Source organism: Serratia sp. TSA_198.1, from assembly GCF_052686505.1.
On the sequence record NZ_JBQZFP010000001.1, the window covers coordinates 1,407,197 to 1,423,412 of the forward strand.

A 16,216-nucleotide genomic window follows, 5' to 3' on the forward strand; every position below is an offset into this window, starting at 1 on the left:
CCTGACGATTATTACCCAAGTAAATATTCAGTGTTCTGATAACTATAGATAAAAGTAAGAACTTATCGCCTTCCCCTCACTTTCTCCACTCATCCTCACCAAATGGCAATAAACGCCAAATCAGCTTTAGCGTTTTACCCACTAAACACGTTATCATCATCGGGTATCTGCGCCCGCGCGCAACGCCTTTCCCCCAGCCTCAGGAGAACGTTATTTTGGATGCCAGCACGATCAACAGCTTGTTCATCATCGGTGCCGTGTTGGTGGGGGCAAGCATTCTTCTCAGTTCATTCTCTTCGCGGCTGGGCATTCCCATTTTGGTGATTTTCCTGGCGATTGGCATGCTGGCAGGGGTCGATGGCCCAGGCGGCATCGTTTTCAGCAATTATCCTGTTGCCTATCTGGTCAGTAACCTGGCGCTGGCGGTGATCCTGCTGGATGGCGGGATGCGTACCCGCGTCAGTTCTTTCCGCGTTGCGCTGTGGCCGGCGCTTTCCCTCGCGACCATCGGCGTGGTGATTACCGCCGGACTTACCGGCCTGGCTGCCGCCTGGCTGTTTGATCTTGATCTGCTTCAGGGCATGCTGATTGGCGCCATTATTGGCTCTACCGACGCCGCAGCGGTATTTTCACTGCTGGGCGGTAAGGGGCTCAACGAACGCGTCAGCGCTACGCTGGAAATTGAATCCGGCAGCAACGATCCGATGGCGGTGTTCCTCACCATCACTCTGATTGCGATGATCGCCGCCGGCGAAACCACGCTGAGCTGGATGTTCCCCCTTCATCTTCTGCAGCAGTTCGGCATGGGGATCATTTTTGGCCTTGGCGGCGGCTGGTTGCTGTTGGGGTTGATCAATCACATCAAATTGGCCGAAGGCCTGTACCCGCTGCTGGCCGTGAGCGGCGGCATTTTGATTTTTTCCCTGACCACCGCGCTGGACGGCAGCGGTATCCTGGCGGTATACCTGTGCGGCCTGATGCTGGGCAATCGTCCAATCCGCAACCGGCACGGCATTGTCCAAACCTTCGACGGTCTGGCCTGGCTGAGCCAGATCGGCATGTTCCTGGTGCTGGGGTTGCTGCTCAATCCGCACGAGTTGCTGCCCATCGCCATCCCTGCCCTGCTGCTGTCGCTGTGGATGATCTTGTTCGCCCGGCCGCTTTCGGTCTTTATCGGGCTGTTGCCGTTTCGCAGCTTTACCCTGCGCGAACGCAGTTTTATCTCGTGGGTCGGCCTGCGCGGCGCGGTACCGGTCATTCTGGCCGTCTTCCCGATGATGGCGGGATTGCCGAATGCGCAGCTGTTTTTCAATGTGGCTTTCTTTGTCGTATTGGTCTCGCTGCTGCTGCAAGGTACCACGCTGTCATTCGCCGCCAAAAAGGCCAAGGTCATAGTGCCGCCGGCGCTGGCGCCCATCTCGCGGGTCGGGCTGGACGTGCATCCGGAAAACCAATGGGAGCAGTTTGTTTACCAACTCTCGTCGGAAAACTGGTGCGTGGGCGCTGCGCTGCGTGAGCTGAAAATGCCGCCCGGCACTCGTATCGCCGCCCTGTTCCGGGGCAAGGAACTGCTGCACCCAAGCGGCAGCACAAGGCTGCGTGAAGATGACATTCTGTGCGTAATCGGCCATGAACACGATCTGCCGGTGCTGGGTAAACTGTTCAGCCAGGCGCCGGTGGTCACGCTGGACGAGCGCTTCTTCGGTGACTTTATCCTGCAATCAGACGCACGCCTGAGCGATATCTCGCAGGTATACGGTCTTAACCTGCAGGAAGGCGTAGACGAACAACAAACGCTCGGCCAGTTCGTCCTTCAACTGATTGGCGGCGCCCCCGTGGTGGGCGATCAGGTGGAATGGGACGGTCTGACCTGGACCATTGCCGAAATGGACGGCAACTTGATCAGCAAGATTGGCGTAAAAATCGTGACTGACTGATCCTCCCGCAGCACCCGCTCGCTGCGCTGCGACGTCCGCAGCGGGCGCCATAATACTGACGGAACTTATGAGCCCGGAAAGGTTCTTAAACTCTGTAATTATCAAAATCGGGGCTTTTAGCCTCGTCGTTTTAACCTTTACTCTGGGAACACTGCGCAGCGGTGATGGGTATTGATTTGAACAGCAAAACTCGATTTTTATCTGTCATGGTGCTGCTGGCTCTGGTGGTCATCGCGCTGGATCTGGGCATCGCCGATTTGGTCCATAGCATCTTAATTGGATAACGTTAACGTGACACAGCAGCAACAAGAAAAAGATATTCTGGGAAAAATACTGGTTACCGTCTCTTCGCTCTGCCTGGTTATCGTGGCAGGGTTGTTGATTTGGGGTTTTGTGCTGGATTAATCGTTCGGCTGGCGTGGGTAACAAGGCAACACAACAACCATCTTTTGTTACAATGCTTCGACATCTCTTCCCGGCCGTAGCGCGTATGCTGAACGGACATGGAAATAAAAATGATACCCTCGTACTACTTAAGTGTTGGCCCGCCTGAAACGGGCTTTTTTTTCTGTTTCACCCTATTCCAGATACAAAAAAACCGCCGCAGCGGTTTTTTTAGTTGGCAATGGCGATCAGATTTTGCACCCTTCGCAGTCCGCTTCGTCCTCAAGGATCTCAGGAACCTCTTTTGCTTTCTGCGCGGCTTTTTCTTCCGCTTTCGCTAATTCGGCATCGATATCAAAATCGAAAATATCATCACTCATCGCAAACTCCTCACGCTTAACTGGCTTCGAAGAGTGAGTATAATCGACAACTGCACAGGCGGAAACCCTTCAGTTAAGCACCGCCACCTGCGGCTGTTCGCCCTGTGGCTTCTTTGAATACGCCAGATCGTAGACGTCATAGAAATCGATTTCGCCTTTATTGGCGATAATTTCCTGCATGCGCGTTTTCAGCGTCGTGCCGATCGACGGCTCATCCAGCAACGCCTTCACCGACTGCGGCGACAGCGCACGCGTGAAATACCACTCGCCGTTATAGCATACGCGCAGGTCCAGCACGCCGATATCCTCAAAACGATACACAGGTTTGATTTCAATCATCAGCATGGCAAACATGAACAAAACGAAGGCCGTGAAAGCCAAAAATGAGAAGAAGCCCATGTAAGGAACCTGGTACATCACGGCGATCACGGCGAAATAGCCGGCGAACATGGCAAGGCACAGATAGCGGTGCTCACGGGCAAATTCGCTGTTAAAACGCAGCTTGCCGTCGCGCCCTTCCTGCCGGTTGATCCGCTCGATTTCTTTTACCAAGATGCTTTTAATCGCGTCCATACTTACAACCTTATGCTTGGGGAGCATTACGCTATCAATAATCATTCCTCAAACTATCACAAGTACAGTTTGCCCAGGTAGATCAGTTCTGCAATTTAAAATCGGCAACTGTTATACCTGTACCGCTAGCGTTGCAGGGAATTTTTACCTTGTGCGAACATGAACATGCGTTGAGCGATATCGTCAGCTTGTTTGATTTTTTGCTTCTGCGGTTCATTACAGCGCTGAATTGCGCGGGCGTAGGCAATCTCATGCGCCTGGTCGATCGTCGCAATAATCTTGTCGCGCTCCTGCTTATCCAGGCTGCCGAGCAAGGTGGTGATTATCGCCTGATAGGCGTTGGAGGCAGCGGTCAACGACTTCTCTCTGGCTTCCAGAGCAGCTACACGTTGCAATAATTCCTGCAGTTGATCGGACTCAGACATATCGACCTCCTGTTGCCGGGCAGCAAACCTGCCTGATTACAGTCTAGCAAAGATCGATAGCAACACAGAAAGGAGAGCCGGTTACGGTAAAGCACACCCGAAAAACCCAACAAGGAGCCGATAGTGCAAATCAACCCGGGTGCGCTTTACGATAACGGATCTTAAAGAGGGAAGCTGGCGCGCTATGCAGGACTCGAACCCGCGTCTATCAATTTTGTAGCCAAAACAAGCCATTAGAAAACCAATCACTCTGCCAACTGAGTTAATAGCGCATCCCTTCGCTTCGGGGCGTCATTATCCATATCAATGCTATGGGATCAAGCGCGCGAGCGATTTTGCAGATAAATCTGACCCCTTCAGCCACCCAACTCAATGATTGGGTAACGCCCACTCATCAACGGCTTGCACAGGATCTTGTAACCATCGCTGTCAAAATGGCTCGCGGTTCGCTGTAGCGAATCGGCCTGCTGCAGCGCGCCGACGCTCCCCAAATAGAACCAGTTATGAATGACATGGTACTGACGCAAAAATGCCCCCTGCTCTTCCATAGCCACTCGCCCGGCATAGGGCCACGTGTTGATGCGCGTCTGTTGCAGCGCCGCCGCCAGCCGTTGGTCATGTTGCAGAGCCGATTCGACACCGCAACAGACACCGGCGCATTTTCGCAAGCTATAACGGAAACACCCCCGCCCGGCGGGCAGTTTATCAATACCCAACTTGCCGTAACACAGGCGCTGTTCATCGGCGATAATCCGCAACTTTTCCAGCGCGGCAGTTCGGTTGGCAAACAGCCCATGCAGATTAGGCGTAGCGGCGAAATCAATGTCTTTGGCATGTGCAATGATCACCTGGCCGCCATCCAGATGCAATGAACAGAGCTGCTTCGAACGGCGCAGGCGTTTGTTGAACAGCGGCTGTTGCTGTTTGATCAACTGTGCCTCCAGCAGCAAAGCCCCCAGCTCACCGGCCGTTTCATGAAAGCTGATACGCTGGGTTTGCCGCAGCAGGCGGGCTTCATCCTGTGTGCGAAAATGCGCCATCACCCGGCTGCGAATATTAACGCTTTTGCCGATATACAGCGGCATGCTGTCGCTCAAGCCATGAAACAGGTACACACCCGGTGACTTGGGCAACACCTCGAGGCTGGTGCGCAGATGCTCCGGGTACTGATAAATGTCGAGCTCCGGCTCGAGTCGGTTTGGCATCATAGTAACGAATCGCGAACTTTGTTTATCAACATAACTGGTTTTTTATACAGCATAACGCTTGCTTGCTCAAATTGCATGCTCTCCATGATGACTTTTCTTTGATGAAGTTTATGAGAATAATATTTATTATCGATAACGTATCGCAAACACCTCAGGTGTTTATCGTCAGTTAAAGCTGAAAGTGTCACCATGACGCTTCTTGGAGTCACGGCTTTACCGCTGTTAGGGAAAACTAAGGCAACCCCTCATGAAATTAATCTCACGCCGCTTGGCGTTTGTCGCGGCCGGCGCTCTGCTTGTCGTTTTACTCATCGCTCTAACGAGCTATCTGCAGCGCCCTCCACAGGCAAACCACGTCACCGCGCCGGTTCGTGTGGGCGATATAGAAAATGCCGTACTGGCAACCGGCAAAATGGACGCGGTTGAACGAGTGAACGTCGGCGCACAGGTTTCAGGCCAGGTCAAATCCCTGAAGGTCAAACTGGGCGACAGGGTCACTCAGGGCCAGCCGATTGCCGACATCGATGATCTGCCGCAGCGCAATGACCTGCGCAACGCTGAAGCGGCGCTGAACGTCGCCAAGGCAGATTTGCAGGCCAAACAGGCGCTGCTGAAACAGGCCGAATCCCGCTTTAAACGCCAAAAGCGCATGCTGAACGATGAGGCCAGTTCACTCGAGGATTTTGAAGCCGCCGAAGCTACGCTCACCACCACCCGCGCAGAACTGATTGCCCTGAATGCGCGTATCGTGCAGGCGCAGATTGAAGTGGATAAGAAAAAGGTCGATCTGAGTTACACCCGCATTCTGGCACCGATGGACGGCATCGTGATTGCGGTAATTACCCAACAAGGCCAGACGGTTAACGCCAACCAGAGCGCGCCGACCATAGTCAAACTGGCACGGCTGGACCTGATGACCATCAAAGCGCAGATCTCCGAGGCCGACATTACCCGCGTTTCCCAGGGGCAAAAAGCCTATTTCACTATTTTCTCCGATCCGGAAAAGCGTTATGACGCCACTTTGCGCACCGTCGAACTGGCGCCGGAATCGGTGATGAAAGACGACTCGCTCTCCGGCAGCAGTTCTGCCTCCGGTTCCGGGACGTCGAATGCCTCGGTGTATTACAACGCGCTGCTGGACGTGCCCAACCCGGATAACCGGCTGCGCATCGCCATGACCGCACAGGTTTCACTGCTGCTCGGTGAAGCGAAAAACACGCTGCTGGTCCCCATTCAGGCAGTGCGTAAAACCGAAGATAAAAAACAGCAAGTGCAAGTGCTGACCGCTAATGATCGGTTGGAAATGCGCGAGGTCAAGACAGGTATTACCAACAACGTCGATATCCAGATCCTTTCCGGGTTGAAGGCCGGTGAAACCGTCGTGCTGATGCAGGAAAGCGCCAATTCGGGCGGGGATGGCATCTTACTGTGAACAACATTATTGAGCTGAAAGGCATAAGCCGCACCTATACCAACAGCGCCCAACCGCTGACGGTGCTCAAAAACATCAATCTGACGATCGCCGCGGGGGAACTGGTCGCCATCATAGGCGCCTCCGGCTCCGGCAAATCAACGCTGATGAACATCATGGGGTGTCTGGACGTGCCGGATCAGGGCGACTATTACATCGGCGGCCAGAACGCCGCACATTTGTCACCGGACGAACTGGCCAGGCTGCGCCGCGAACACATCGGTTTTATCTTCCAACGCTATCATTTAATGCCGGACATCAGCGCGCTGGGCAATGTCGAGATCCCGGCGATTTACGCCAACGACAAGCGCAATCAACGCCGCCTGCGAGCAGCGCAGTTGCTGGCGCGCCTGGGGCTGGAAGGCCGTGAAAACCATAAACCCGGCCAACTCTCCGGCGGCCAGCAACAACGCGTCAGCATCGCACGCTCCTTAATCAACGGCGGCGAAATTATTCTGGCAGATGAACCGACCGGCGCACTGGACTCCAAATCCGGGCAAGAGGTGCTGGCAATCCTCAGCGAGCTTAACCAGCGCGGCCATACCGTGGTCATCGTCACCCACGATATGAAGGTGGCCCAACACGCACAGCGCATCATTGAGCTGCAGGACGGGGAGGTCATCGCCGACAGCGGTTGCAAATCCCCCGCCCTGCCAATGGCTCAACCAACAGCCGTCCGCGTAAGACAAGGCTACTGGCAAAGCCTGCTCGATCGCACCCGCGAATCGCTGCAAATGGCACTGAAGGCGATGAATGCCCACCGTCTGCGCACCGCCCTGACCATGACCGGCATCATTTTCGGCATCGCTGCGGTAGTAACGGTAGTCGCACTGGGCGAAGGTGCCAAACAGCGCACGCTGGCCAACATCAAAGGTCTCGGCACCAATGTCGTCAGCATTTATCCCGGCCGCGATTTCTTCGATGACGCCATCGACAGCATTCGCACGCTGGTGCCTGCAGACGCCGATGCGCTGGCCAGCCAGAGCTTTGTCGACAGCGTCAGCCCTGAAGTCAGCGCCTCGGACTCCATTCGTTTTCGCAGCAAATCGGCGACAGCCTCAATCACCGGCGTCGGGCGCGACTATTTCCGCGTTAACGGCCTCACATTATTACAGGGCACGACTTTCCGTGACGATCGCAGCGCATTGCAGGAAGTGATCATTGACGAGAATGCTCGCAACTCGTTGTTCGGCGATTTCGGCATAGCGCCGCTCGGCCAAATCGTGTTTCTCGGCGCAGTGCCGGCCCGGGTGGTCGGCGTAGTCAAAAGCAACCAGGATTCCGCACCGAACCGCATCAGCGTGTGGATGCCCTATACCACGGTGATGTACCGCATGGTGGGCAAGCCGACGCTAAGCAGCATCGGCGTGCGATTGAAGGATGACGTCGATAACGAAGCCGCCGTCGGCGCCATCAGCCAATTGCTGACCCAACGCCATGGCGTTAAAGACTTTATGCTGTTCAACCGCGACAAGTTTCGTAAATCGATCGAGCATGCTTCGATGACTCTGAGCCTGTTGATCCTGATGGTGGCTTCGATCTCCCTGATCATCGGCAGCCTCGGCGTAATGAACATCATGCTGGTTTCCGTCACCGAGCGAACGCACGAAATTGGCGTGCGCATGGCGGTGGGCGCCAGGCGCAGTGACATCATGCAGCAATTTATGATCGAAGCCGTGCTGGTCTGCCTGATCGGCGGCGTGTTGGGCATTGCGTTGTCGTTCGCCGCCGGTTCGCTGTTTACCGCGCTGGCGGGCGGAATGCTCACAGCCATCTATTCCTGGCAGGCCGCCGCAGTGGCCTTTTGCTGTTCCACCCTAATCGGCATGATCTTCGGTTATCTCCCAGCCCGTAAAGCGGCGCGGATGGATCCGGTCATTTCACTGGCCAGCGAGTAACTTATGAAAATTTTGACACCAATAGCGTTATGCCTCGCAGTCCTGCTCAGCACCGGCTGCGGCAACGCATTGAAAAGCGATTATCAAACACCCCAGGTTAACTACCCGGCCCACTGGCAAGAGAGCGCCGATGCCGCAGGCCCGGTTCCCTTTGACTGGCGCGACTTCCACGATCCTCAACTTGACCGCTGGTTACAGCAGGTCATGGCCGGCAATAACGATTTGGCCGCCGCCGCACTGCGCGTTTACCGGGCTCAGTTAGAGGCGCAACGGGTCGGCATCAGCACCGCACCGGGCGTGACCGCGGCACTCAATAGCGGTGCCAACACCGCTCTTTCTGACTCCTCACCCTGGAACAAAAGCAGTAGCGCCAACCTTGGCGTCAGCTATGAAGTCGACCTTTGGGGTAAGCTTGCGCGTCAGCGTGACGCTGCAGAATGGAGCCGGCAGGCCACGCAGCAAGATTTGCAAAGCGCTCGCCTGGCCTTACTCGCCAGTGCCAGCAAGAATTACTGGCGGGTAGGCTTTATCAATCAGCGGATCGACGTCAACCAGCAGAGCATCGCCTATGCCCGGGAGACTTTGCGACTGGTTAATGCCCGTTACCGCGCGGGCAGCGTCTCTTCACTTGACGTGGTGGATGCCGAACAGAACCTGATTAATCAGGAAAATACCCAGTTGGCGCAACGGCGCGAGCGCCAGCTGGCGTTGAACGAACAAACGCTGCTGCTGGGTGCGCCGCCGGGCAATGCGGTGATCGCCCCCACCAGGTTGCCGATGGGCCGGTTGCCGCAGATCAATGCCGGTATCCCGGTCAACGTGCTGCGCCATCGCCCGGATATCCACGCCAAAGAGCTGCGGCTTCGCGAAGCGTTGGCTAACGTTGACGTGAAACGCACCCAATATTATCCGGCCTTCAGCCTGACCGGTTCATTGGGCGCCAGCAGCACCGCGCTGCTGGAGTTTCTTCGCAATCCGATGGCATCGGCCGGCGCGGGGCTGTCGCTGCCTTTCCTCGAGTGGCGGCAGATGAGCGTTGACATCAAAATCGCCCGTAGCGATTACGAACTGCGGGTGTTGGAGTTCAAACAGGCGTTGTATAAAGCCATGGCCGATGTAGACAATGCTTTATCGTTGCGTACCCAGTTGATGGCGCAGGAGCAACACTTACAGACGGCCTTGGCTCTGGCGCGTAAATCTGAACGGTTAAATGAAATTCGCTATCGCCAAGGCGCCGTCTCTATCACCTTCTGGCTGGATGCGCAGAATCGCCGTCGGTTGGCAGAACTGGCCCTGGATGAAAACCGCTTTGACCAGTACCAGAACCTGGCGCAAATCTACCTGGAATTTGGTGGTTCACCCCAATAATTCACCGGCCTGGCGTTTACGCCAGGCTTTGCTCCGCCGCAGCAAAACGCATTAATTTTACCCGTATCCTTTCCGGTTCCTCCTATACTTTAGCGATCCCTCCCCCCGATAAAAAACCATCGATGTGCACAAATATCAACCTGTTTTGGCACTATTCTGGTGAAAAACCATAAGAAAAACTGCTAAATTTGATCATCGCAAGATATAACGTTAAGCTATAGATGCAAAATAATTAGTCACCTAAATGACATATTCCTGCTAAAAGCGGGCAAATTACGTGATTCGCATCACACAAAAATGGCAGCATGGGATCTCTCCACATAGAGGTCAGATTAGCCACACTGATAACTGGGCAGAAGAAAGTGAACAAGGATTGCGAATTCGCGTACGACTAAAATTGATTAAGGGATGATTATATGAAGTTAAGAAAAAAACGACATAAGCCGATGCATATTAATGACATCACCATCATCGACGACAGCAAGCTGAAGAAAGCGATTACCGCGGCGGCATTAGGCAACGCGATGGAATGGTTTGACTTCGGTGTCTATGGCTTCGTAGCCTACGCCCTGGGGCAAGTGTTTTTCCCTGGCGCCACCCCCGGCGTGCAGATGATTGCCGCACTGGCAACGTTTTCCGTTCCCTTCCTGGTGCGCCCGTTAGGCGGCCTGTTCTTTGGCGCGATGGGTGATAAATTCGGCCGCCAGAAGGTCCTTTCCATCACCATTATCATCATGGCGGTAAGCACATTCTGTATTGGCCTGATCCCTTCATATGCTTCTATCGGCATCTGGGCACCGGTGCTGCTGCTGCTGGCCAAACTGGCGCAGGGCTTCTCGGTGGGCGGCGAATACTCGGGCGCGGCGATCTTCGTCGCTGAATACTCACCCGACAGAAAGCGCGGCTTTATGGGCAGTTGGCTTGATTTCGGCTCTATTGCCGGCTTCGTGCTCGGCGCAGGCGTAGTGGTGCTGATCTCCAGTATCGTCGGCGAAAGCAACTTCCTCGACTGGGGTTGGCGTATTCCGTTCTTTATCGCAGCACCGCTGGGCCTGATCGGCCTGTATCTTCGTCATGCGCTGGAAGAAACCCCGGCGTTCCAGCAGCACGTGGAGAAGATGGAGAAAGAAGACCGCGATGCCATCGGCAACCCGCCGAAGACCTCGTTTAAAGAGATCGCGGCCAAGCATTGGCGAAGCCTGCTGGTGTGCGTCGGTATCGTGATTTCCACCAACGTAACCTACTATATGCTGCTGACCTACATGCCGAGCTACCTGTCGCATAACCTGCACTACTCGGAAGATCACGGCGTACTGATCATCATCGCCATCATGATCGGCATGCTGTTTGTGCAACCGGTGATCGGCCTGGCCAGCGACCGCATTGGCCGCAAGCCGTTTATCATTGGCGGCAGCATCGGGCTGCTGTTGCTGTCGATACCCTGCTTTATCCTGATCAACAGCAACGTGATTGGCCTGATCTTTGTCGGCCTGCTGGTGTTGGCCGTGTTGCTGAACTCCTTCACCGGCGTGATGGCCTCTACTCTGCCGGCGATGTTCCCGACGCATATTCGTTACAGCGCACTGGCGATTTCGTTCAACATTTCGGTTCTGGTCGCCGGCGCTACGCCGACGGTGGCCGCCTGGTTGGTCGAGTCGACCGGTAACCTGTACATGCCGGCGTACTACCTGATGGTGGTGGCGGTGATTGGCCTGATCACCGGACTGTATATGAAGGAAACCGCCAACAAACCGCTACGGGGTGCTACCCCGGCCGCCTCGGATCGTACGGAAGCCAAAGAGCTGTTGCAGGAAACCTACGACAACATCGAACAGAAGGTTGAGGATATCAACGAGCAGATTGCCGAGCTGGAGAGAAAAAAGCAGACGCTTATCGACCAGCATCCGAAACTGGACTAAAACCCTCCCTCGGGGTTGATGCCGCTCGGTTAGGCACTACATGATCGATTGAACGATCCCATTGGTCGGTAAAAATCCGTAATCTCACTGCAGATTACGGATTTTTTTATGTCCCCTGACTTTGTCAAAGCAAACCCGGACAAGAAACCTTAATACCGGTTTCAAAAAGCAACGGGACCGAGTCGACGCAGCGCCAGCCGCTAATGCCGTCATTCCCACCGGCTTGTTACTCTGTGTGCTGCGGATTAATCAATGATGTCAATACGTGGTCCTGCCAGCGGCCGGCAATATTCAGATAAGACTTTGCATAGCCTTCTTTCTCGAAGCCAAGGCGCAGCAACAGCTTTTCACTGCGGCCGTTCGTCGGGATATAGGCCGCCATAATGCGGTGCAGACCCAACTCACCAAACAGGTGACCGATGGCGGCGGTTAGCGCCTGGGTCATTATGCCTTTGCCTTCGTGCCGGGCGGCGATCGAGTAGCCCAGATGGCAGGCCTGGAATGGGCCGCGAGCAACCTGGGTAAAATTGCAGGCGCCCAGCAGTTCGGTGCCTGCGCCATTGACGATACCAAATTGATAGGCACGCCCCTGTTCTGCATCTTTCCCCGCTTGCCAAAGCCGCTGCTGAATAACTTCAGCGTTGTAAAAGTCATCTGGCCGGCTCGGCTCCCACGGCAAAAGATGCTGTTGATTCTCCCGAAAATAAAGATGAGCAATTTCAGTATCGCTGTCTGTCAGGATCTTCAGACGCAGGTCATTTCCTGCCATGCTCAAGATTTTCATTGTCATCCTCCATGTTTATCCAACCGGTAGCCTGGGTAACTCCGGCATTATTACGTCGATATTTTATCCCTGAAGCGATTGATGTTAAGCTTGAAAAGATTTTAACCCATTGAAGAATATAACCAATGAGCAAAATTGACGTGCTGATTATCATTGGAGTGGTGCTGATGACCGCTCTCTGGATAGGTACGATGTTTAACCTCGGGGATCTCGCCACCCGCTTTTCACGCTTCTTCCACTGGATTGAAAGCCAGCGCTAACGCCCCCCTACCGCATAATTCTCCAAAAAAACCGCCTTGCGGCGGTTTGAATATTTCTCCCAATGGCTCAGTTCACCTGACACCAGTTATGCGGTTTCACGATACCGCCGTCCGGTGAGGTGTAGCCGATGCAGCCCAGTACGCTGTCGAACAGCTTCTCATGGAACACCGGCGTTTTGGCCTGTTGCAGCGCCTTCAACTGATTAAACGCTGCCTGGTGGTCGGGCTGGCTGAGGAACTTGTCGGATGCCCAGACCATGATAGGAACGGTGCGCTGTTCCTTCGGCGCGTGATCGCGCGGGGTGCCGTGGAAATGCATATTTTCCGAGATCGACTCTCCGTGATCCGAAGCGTAAAACACGATGGCGTTACGGTTACGTAACTGATTGAAAACTTGCTCAAGGAAATAATCGGTGTACAGCAGGCTGTTGTCGTAAGAGTTGATCATCTCCTCCGTAGAGCAGGCGTCATCAATGCCTTGGCACTCCGGCTTGTAACGGGCGAAAGCGCGAGGATAGCGTTCGGTATACATATAGTGCGAACCTTTGGTATGCAGAATGACCAAATGCTTGCCCTGCGGGTGACGGCCCAATGAATCCTGCAGCTCGTCAATCAACGCCATGTCGTTCACCGGTTTGCCGACGTTGCGTTTTTCCGCCTGAATGCTTTCTCTCAGCGCATAATCGTCCGCCTGAGTTTTGTTATAAAACCAGGCTTCGCTTTGCATCGAAAACAACTCCGAGGAAAAGCCCTGTTTTTTCAGCACCGAAAAGACGTTCATTTCCTTCAGCGTCCGCTCAGGTTCTTCAGCAGCCCCCCCTTCCCGCACGAACATGCAACGCAAAGAGAGTTTGGTCGAGGTGTCGCAGGAATAACCCTGTAACACCGCCAGGTTGGTTTCCTTATCAAGGTAAGGCGTGTTGTCGCGCTGGTAACCGTAAACGCCCATGTGATCACGTCTGGCGCTTTCACCAATCACAAACACCACATAGAGATCATTCACGTCTTTCGGCGGCTGATAGGTAAAATGCGCAGCCGGATCGAACAGATTACGGCTGTCTTCCGCCTGGCTGTAAGAGCTGTAGGTCAGCAGCCCCAACGCCGAAAGCCAGTTCGACGGTGAATAGCTACCGGCGACTACGCCGCCATAGCTGGCCATCAGTTGATTATTTTCGCGATCGTGGCGGTCCTGCACCTGCCCCATCAGCGTGAGCGGCAACCAGCAGCACACCCCTGCAGCCAGCATGATGCCGCCCTTTTTAAACAACGTAGTCCAGTTACTGCGCTTCAGTACAGCTTCGTGCATCGGCGCCAGCCAGATGAACAGCAGCGGCAACAAACTTACCAGCACCATCCACACGCCAAAATGCCAACCAACCGACTCTTTGGACAGATCAACATCGGTAGTCATCACCGCCGCCAGGATGCCGTAGCCGATATCGACGTGGAACAACACCATATAATAGCTGGCAGCCACCGAGCTCAGAACCAGAAACGATGCCAGAACGCGGAACAGTCGACGCCCCAAAAACGAGATTAGCAGAGTGATAAAGCACACCAGACTAAAGGCCGCGACGACCTCAATGCCGATCGACAGTAAATTGTCGTAATTGAGTTGCTGATAACGGCGATAAAATATGGGGATATTGAGCAATACACCGAGATAAAACGCGATAAAGAAAGAGACCTGCAACTGGGTCCAACGTCGGAACTTCTGCATTATTGATACCATTCTCGCCAAAGTGAATTCATAACTGCTTACTGACACAGGTTGTAGTTGAGGGCAACGCGCTCATCCTGCTATTGAATGGTAATCTGACAGATAATTTGAGCCGACGTTGCTCCCGCGAGAAAATTTATCGCTGTTATACTGTAACAAACCGTGTGTAAAGGGGGTTGTCCATCAAAAACCGAGCCGGGCTAGCCTGCGGTTAGGGTTGCGAATAAAAGGTTCGCGCTCAGCGTGCTTGCCACCTTTGGAACCGCCGCTCAAGAGTTTTGGTGCAAAGCCTGATGTTAATCAGCCCCCTAACCCCTTCCCATAATTCATCTTAGCGAGTTCAGATCCCCAAGCTGTTACATGAGGTTATTCCTAATTAGCCATCTGGATTGCCGTCGCCTATTGATAGGAATATTCTTATTACGTTATCGTTAACTTACCGCGAAGGCATGTACCTAAGTGGAATTTGCAGTATTTTATTTTTTAATGGCTTCTCAGCCCGCTTCGGGCGGCGCTTTAAATTTCACCAGCGGTAAAAACACTATGATTGATTACTCTCTTTACGGTCTCGACGATAAAGACGTCGAGTTGTACCGTGAACAAATATACAACCTTGTCGGCAAGAGCGTAGTCCAGGTGCTCTTGTCCAACAGGCCCATCACCAAGCAAAGCATTCTCGCCCACTTGATCAAAGAGGTCGAAAGACAGCCCGAGGAATATTGCCAAAAGCTGCACAGAGCCGCTATCGAGGTCATTGGGGTTAACGGTCGTTAGCCGGGATATCTGCAGAAATAGGACCTGTGCGCCCTCTTCGCTATTCTGGTTGTTTTAACTTCGATGCTGGTAGTCAATGTAAACGCAGATAAAGTACCGTTGCCTGGAGGGCGCTGATGGGGACTCAGGTTTGGTTGTGGGGAAAACAATATCCGACTACCGTAACGCCTTCAAATAGCCGGATATCGTCTTAATTGCGTGACGTAGCGGGTGTCAGATTAAGCGATATACCCGGATGCCACATGTCGACAGCGTGGCTAGCCAGACCGATATTCAACCTTGCGACACGCTATGGGCCAGCGCCGAAGAAAGATATTGAGCAGGGATAACACTCAATTTTTCAACTAGCTATCACTAGCGGCATTCACCGGAGATCGCATTTTTCCCCTGCGGACAAACATCGGAACTTTGCGGAATAACGCCCAATATCGATCCAAAAGACCCTGAACACCCAGATAGCATTACAATAATTAATAAAAATAATCCCCCTCTCATACAACGCTCCTTCTCTTTTTACTCTCCGGTTATATATCACTTATCGCTAACCGTCTTAAAAAACTGCCAGATTTTATGCAAAACGCAGGTGCCCCCAGCATTTAGCCTTACGGCTCGCTTGCGGATGGCATCCGCGTTTCGAGCCGAAGCGCAATCCAGCAGTCGTCTGGAATATTCATAAGATTAGACAATTGGGAGCGGCCATCAGTGAAACTGGAGCGTTAACGTTGAAACAAGGTATGAACAGCATCCAGATAGTACCAGTGGTCGGCGGGCAGTAATTATTCAACGTTCACGCATAGAATAAAAACGATGTTAGGAAAGAGAATTTCAGGCACAAAAAAACCGCCTTCCGGCGGTCACGACATTACTGCATATTGCTTTGATTATTCTGGAATTATTTTCCCTGGTACCCGGGGCGGGACTTGAACCCGCACAGCCATAAGCCGAGGGATTTTAAATCCCTTGTGTCTACCGATTTCACCACCCGGGCTCGGGAAAATTGGAGGCGCGTTCCGGAGTCGAACCGGACTAGACGGATTTGCAATCCGCTACATAACCGCTTTGTTAACGCGCCTTAATTCTGCTGCCTTCTTCAGGCCAAAGCTCGTGAAACACCA

The 16,216-nt window shown here is 53.6% G+C and carries 13 protein-coding genes and 3 tRNA genes; 7 read left to right on the forward strand and 9 right to left on the reverse strand.

Features of this window, described 5'->3' with window-relative positions; all coding sequences use genetic code 11:
* The first annotated feature begins 215 nt into the window (after window positions 1–215).
* Window positions 216–1,937, forward strand: a complete 1,722-nt coding sequence (locus ACUTSW_RS06765; protein WP_013812406.1) for a potassium/proton antiporter — start codon at window positions 216–218, stop codon at window positions 1,935–1,937.
* 632 nt (window positions 1,938–2,569) lie between these two features.
* Here the strand turns inward: ACUTSW_RS06765 and ACUTSW_RS06770 are convergent.
* The 5 genes from ACUTSW_RS06770 to cho all read right to left on the reverse strand — a co-directional run bounded on the left by ACUTSW_RS06770 (window position 2,570) and on the right by cho (window position 4,907).
* Window positions 2,570–2,701: a hypothetical protein gene (locus ACUTSW_RS06770; protein WP_004942970.1), complete on the reverse strand. Its 132-nt coding sequence runs from the start codon at window positions 2,699–2,701 to the stop codon at window positions 2,570–2,572.
* A gap of 69 nt (window positions 2,702–2,770) precedes the next feature.
* Window positions 2,771–3,274: a YlaC family protein gene (locus tag ACUTSW_RS06775; RefSeq protein ID WP_006324632.1), complete on the reverse strand. Its 504-nt coding sequence runs from the start codon at window positions 3,272–3,274 to the stop codon at window positions 2,771–2,773.
* 125 nt (window positions 3,275–3,399) lie between these two features.
* A complete protein-coding gene (locus ACUTSW_RS06780; RefSeq protein WP_004942964.1) occupies window positions 3,400–3,699 on the reverse strand; it encodes a sigma-S stabilization anti-adapter protein IraP in 300 nt (99 codons plus the stop codon).
* Between the two features lie 175 nt (window positions 3,700–3,874).
* A tRNA-OTHER gene (locus ACUTSW_RS06785) sits at window positions 3,875–3,971 on the reverse strand.
* Window positions 3,972–4,055: 84 nt separating this feature from the next.
* Entirely contained in the window at window positions 4,056–4,907 is an 852-nt protein-coding gene (cho, locus tag ACUTSW_RS06790) for an excinuclease Cho (protein ID WP_445584001.1), read from the reverse strand.
* Between the two features lie 247 nt (window positions 4,908–5,154).
* Between cho and ACUTSW_RS06795 the strand changes: the two genes are divergently transcribed.
* From ACUTSW_RS06795 to proP, 4 genes are all read left to right on the forward strand, one after another.
* Window positions 5,155–6,339, forward strand: coding sequence for an efflux RND transporter periplasmic adaptor subunit (locus tag ACUTSW_RS06795; protein ID WP_063199237.1), 1,185 nt, complete (start codon window positions 5,155–5,157; stop codon window positions 6,337–6,339).
* A complete protein-coding gene (locus ACUTSW_RS06800; protein WP_445584002.1) occupies window positions 6,336–8,276 on the forward strand; it encodes a MacB family efflux pump subunit in 1,941 nt (646 codons plus the stop codon). The genes ACUTSW_RS06795 and ACUTSW_RS06800 overlap by 4 nt, the downstream gene beginning before the upstream one ends.
* 3 nt (window positions 8,277–8,279) lie before the next feature.
* A complete protein-coding gene (locus tag ACUTSW_RS06805) occupies window positions 8,280–9,644 on the forward strand; it encodes a TolC family protein (RefSeq protein WP_445584003.1) in 1,365 nt (454 codons plus the stop codon).
* A 416-nt stretch (window positions 9,645–10,060) separates the two neighbouring features.
* A complete protein-coding gene (proP, locus tag ACUTSW_RS06810) occupies window positions 10,061–11,563 on the forward strand; it encodes a glycine betaine/L-proline transporter ProP (protein ID WP_445584004.1) in 1,503 nt (500 codons plus the stop codon).
* A gap of 226 nt (window positions 11,564–11,789) precedes the next feature.
* Here the strand turns inward: proP and ACUTSW_RS06815 are convergent, their stop codons facing one another.
* Entirely contained in the window at window positions 11,790–12,347 is a 558-nt protein-coding gene (locus ACUTSW_RS06815; RefSeq protein WP_445584005.1) for a GNAT family N-acetyltransferase, read from the reverse strand.
* Between the two features lie 125 nt (window positions 12,348–12,472).
* Between ACUTSW_RS06815 and ACUTSW_RS06820 the strand changes: the two genes are divergently transcribed.
* The gene (locus ACUTSW_RS06820) at window positions 12,473–12,607 is read left to right on the forward strand and encodes a hypothetical protein (RefSeq protein WP_445584006.1); all 135 of its coding nucleotides are present in this window, start codon (window positions 12,473–12,475) and stop codon (window positions 12,605–12,607) included.
* 67 nt (window positions 12,608–12,674) lie between these two features.
* On the opposite strand, the gene eptB is transcribed toward ACUTSW_RS06820, so the two are convergent.
* Complete coding sequence (gene eptB / locus ACUTSW_RS06825) at window positions 12,675–14,327, reverse strand: kdo(2)-lipid A phosphoethanolamine 7''-transferase (RefSeq protein WP_062870451.1); 1,653 nt, start codon at window positions 14,325–14,327, stop codon at window positions 12,675–12,677.
* A 459-nt stretch (window positions 14,328–14,786) separates the two neighbouring features.
* Here eptB and ACUTSW_RS06830 point away from each other — a divergent pair, with 459 nt between their 5' ends.
* Window positions 14,787–15,101, forward strand: a complete 315-nt coding sequence (locus tag ACUTSW_RS06830; RefSeq protein WP_232241083.1) for a hypothetical protein — start codon at window positions 14,787–14,789, stop codon at window positions 15,099–15,101.
* A 902-nt stretch (window positions 15,102–16,003) separates the two neighbouring features.
* On the opposite strand, the gene ACUTSW_RS06835 is transcribed toward ACUTSW_RS06830, so the two are convergent.
* Together ACUTSW_RS06835 and ACUTSW_RS06840 are read right to left on the reverse strand one after the other, a co-directional pair.
* Window positions 16,004–16,089: transfer RNA gene (locus ACUTSW_RS06835), tRNA-Leu, on the reverse strand.
* 10 nt (window positions 16,090–16,099) lie between these two features.
* Window positions 16,100–16,173: transfer RNA gene (locus ACUTSW_RS06840), tRNA-Cys, on the reverse strand.
* Between the last annotated feature and the right edge of the window lie 43 nt (window positions 16,174–16,216).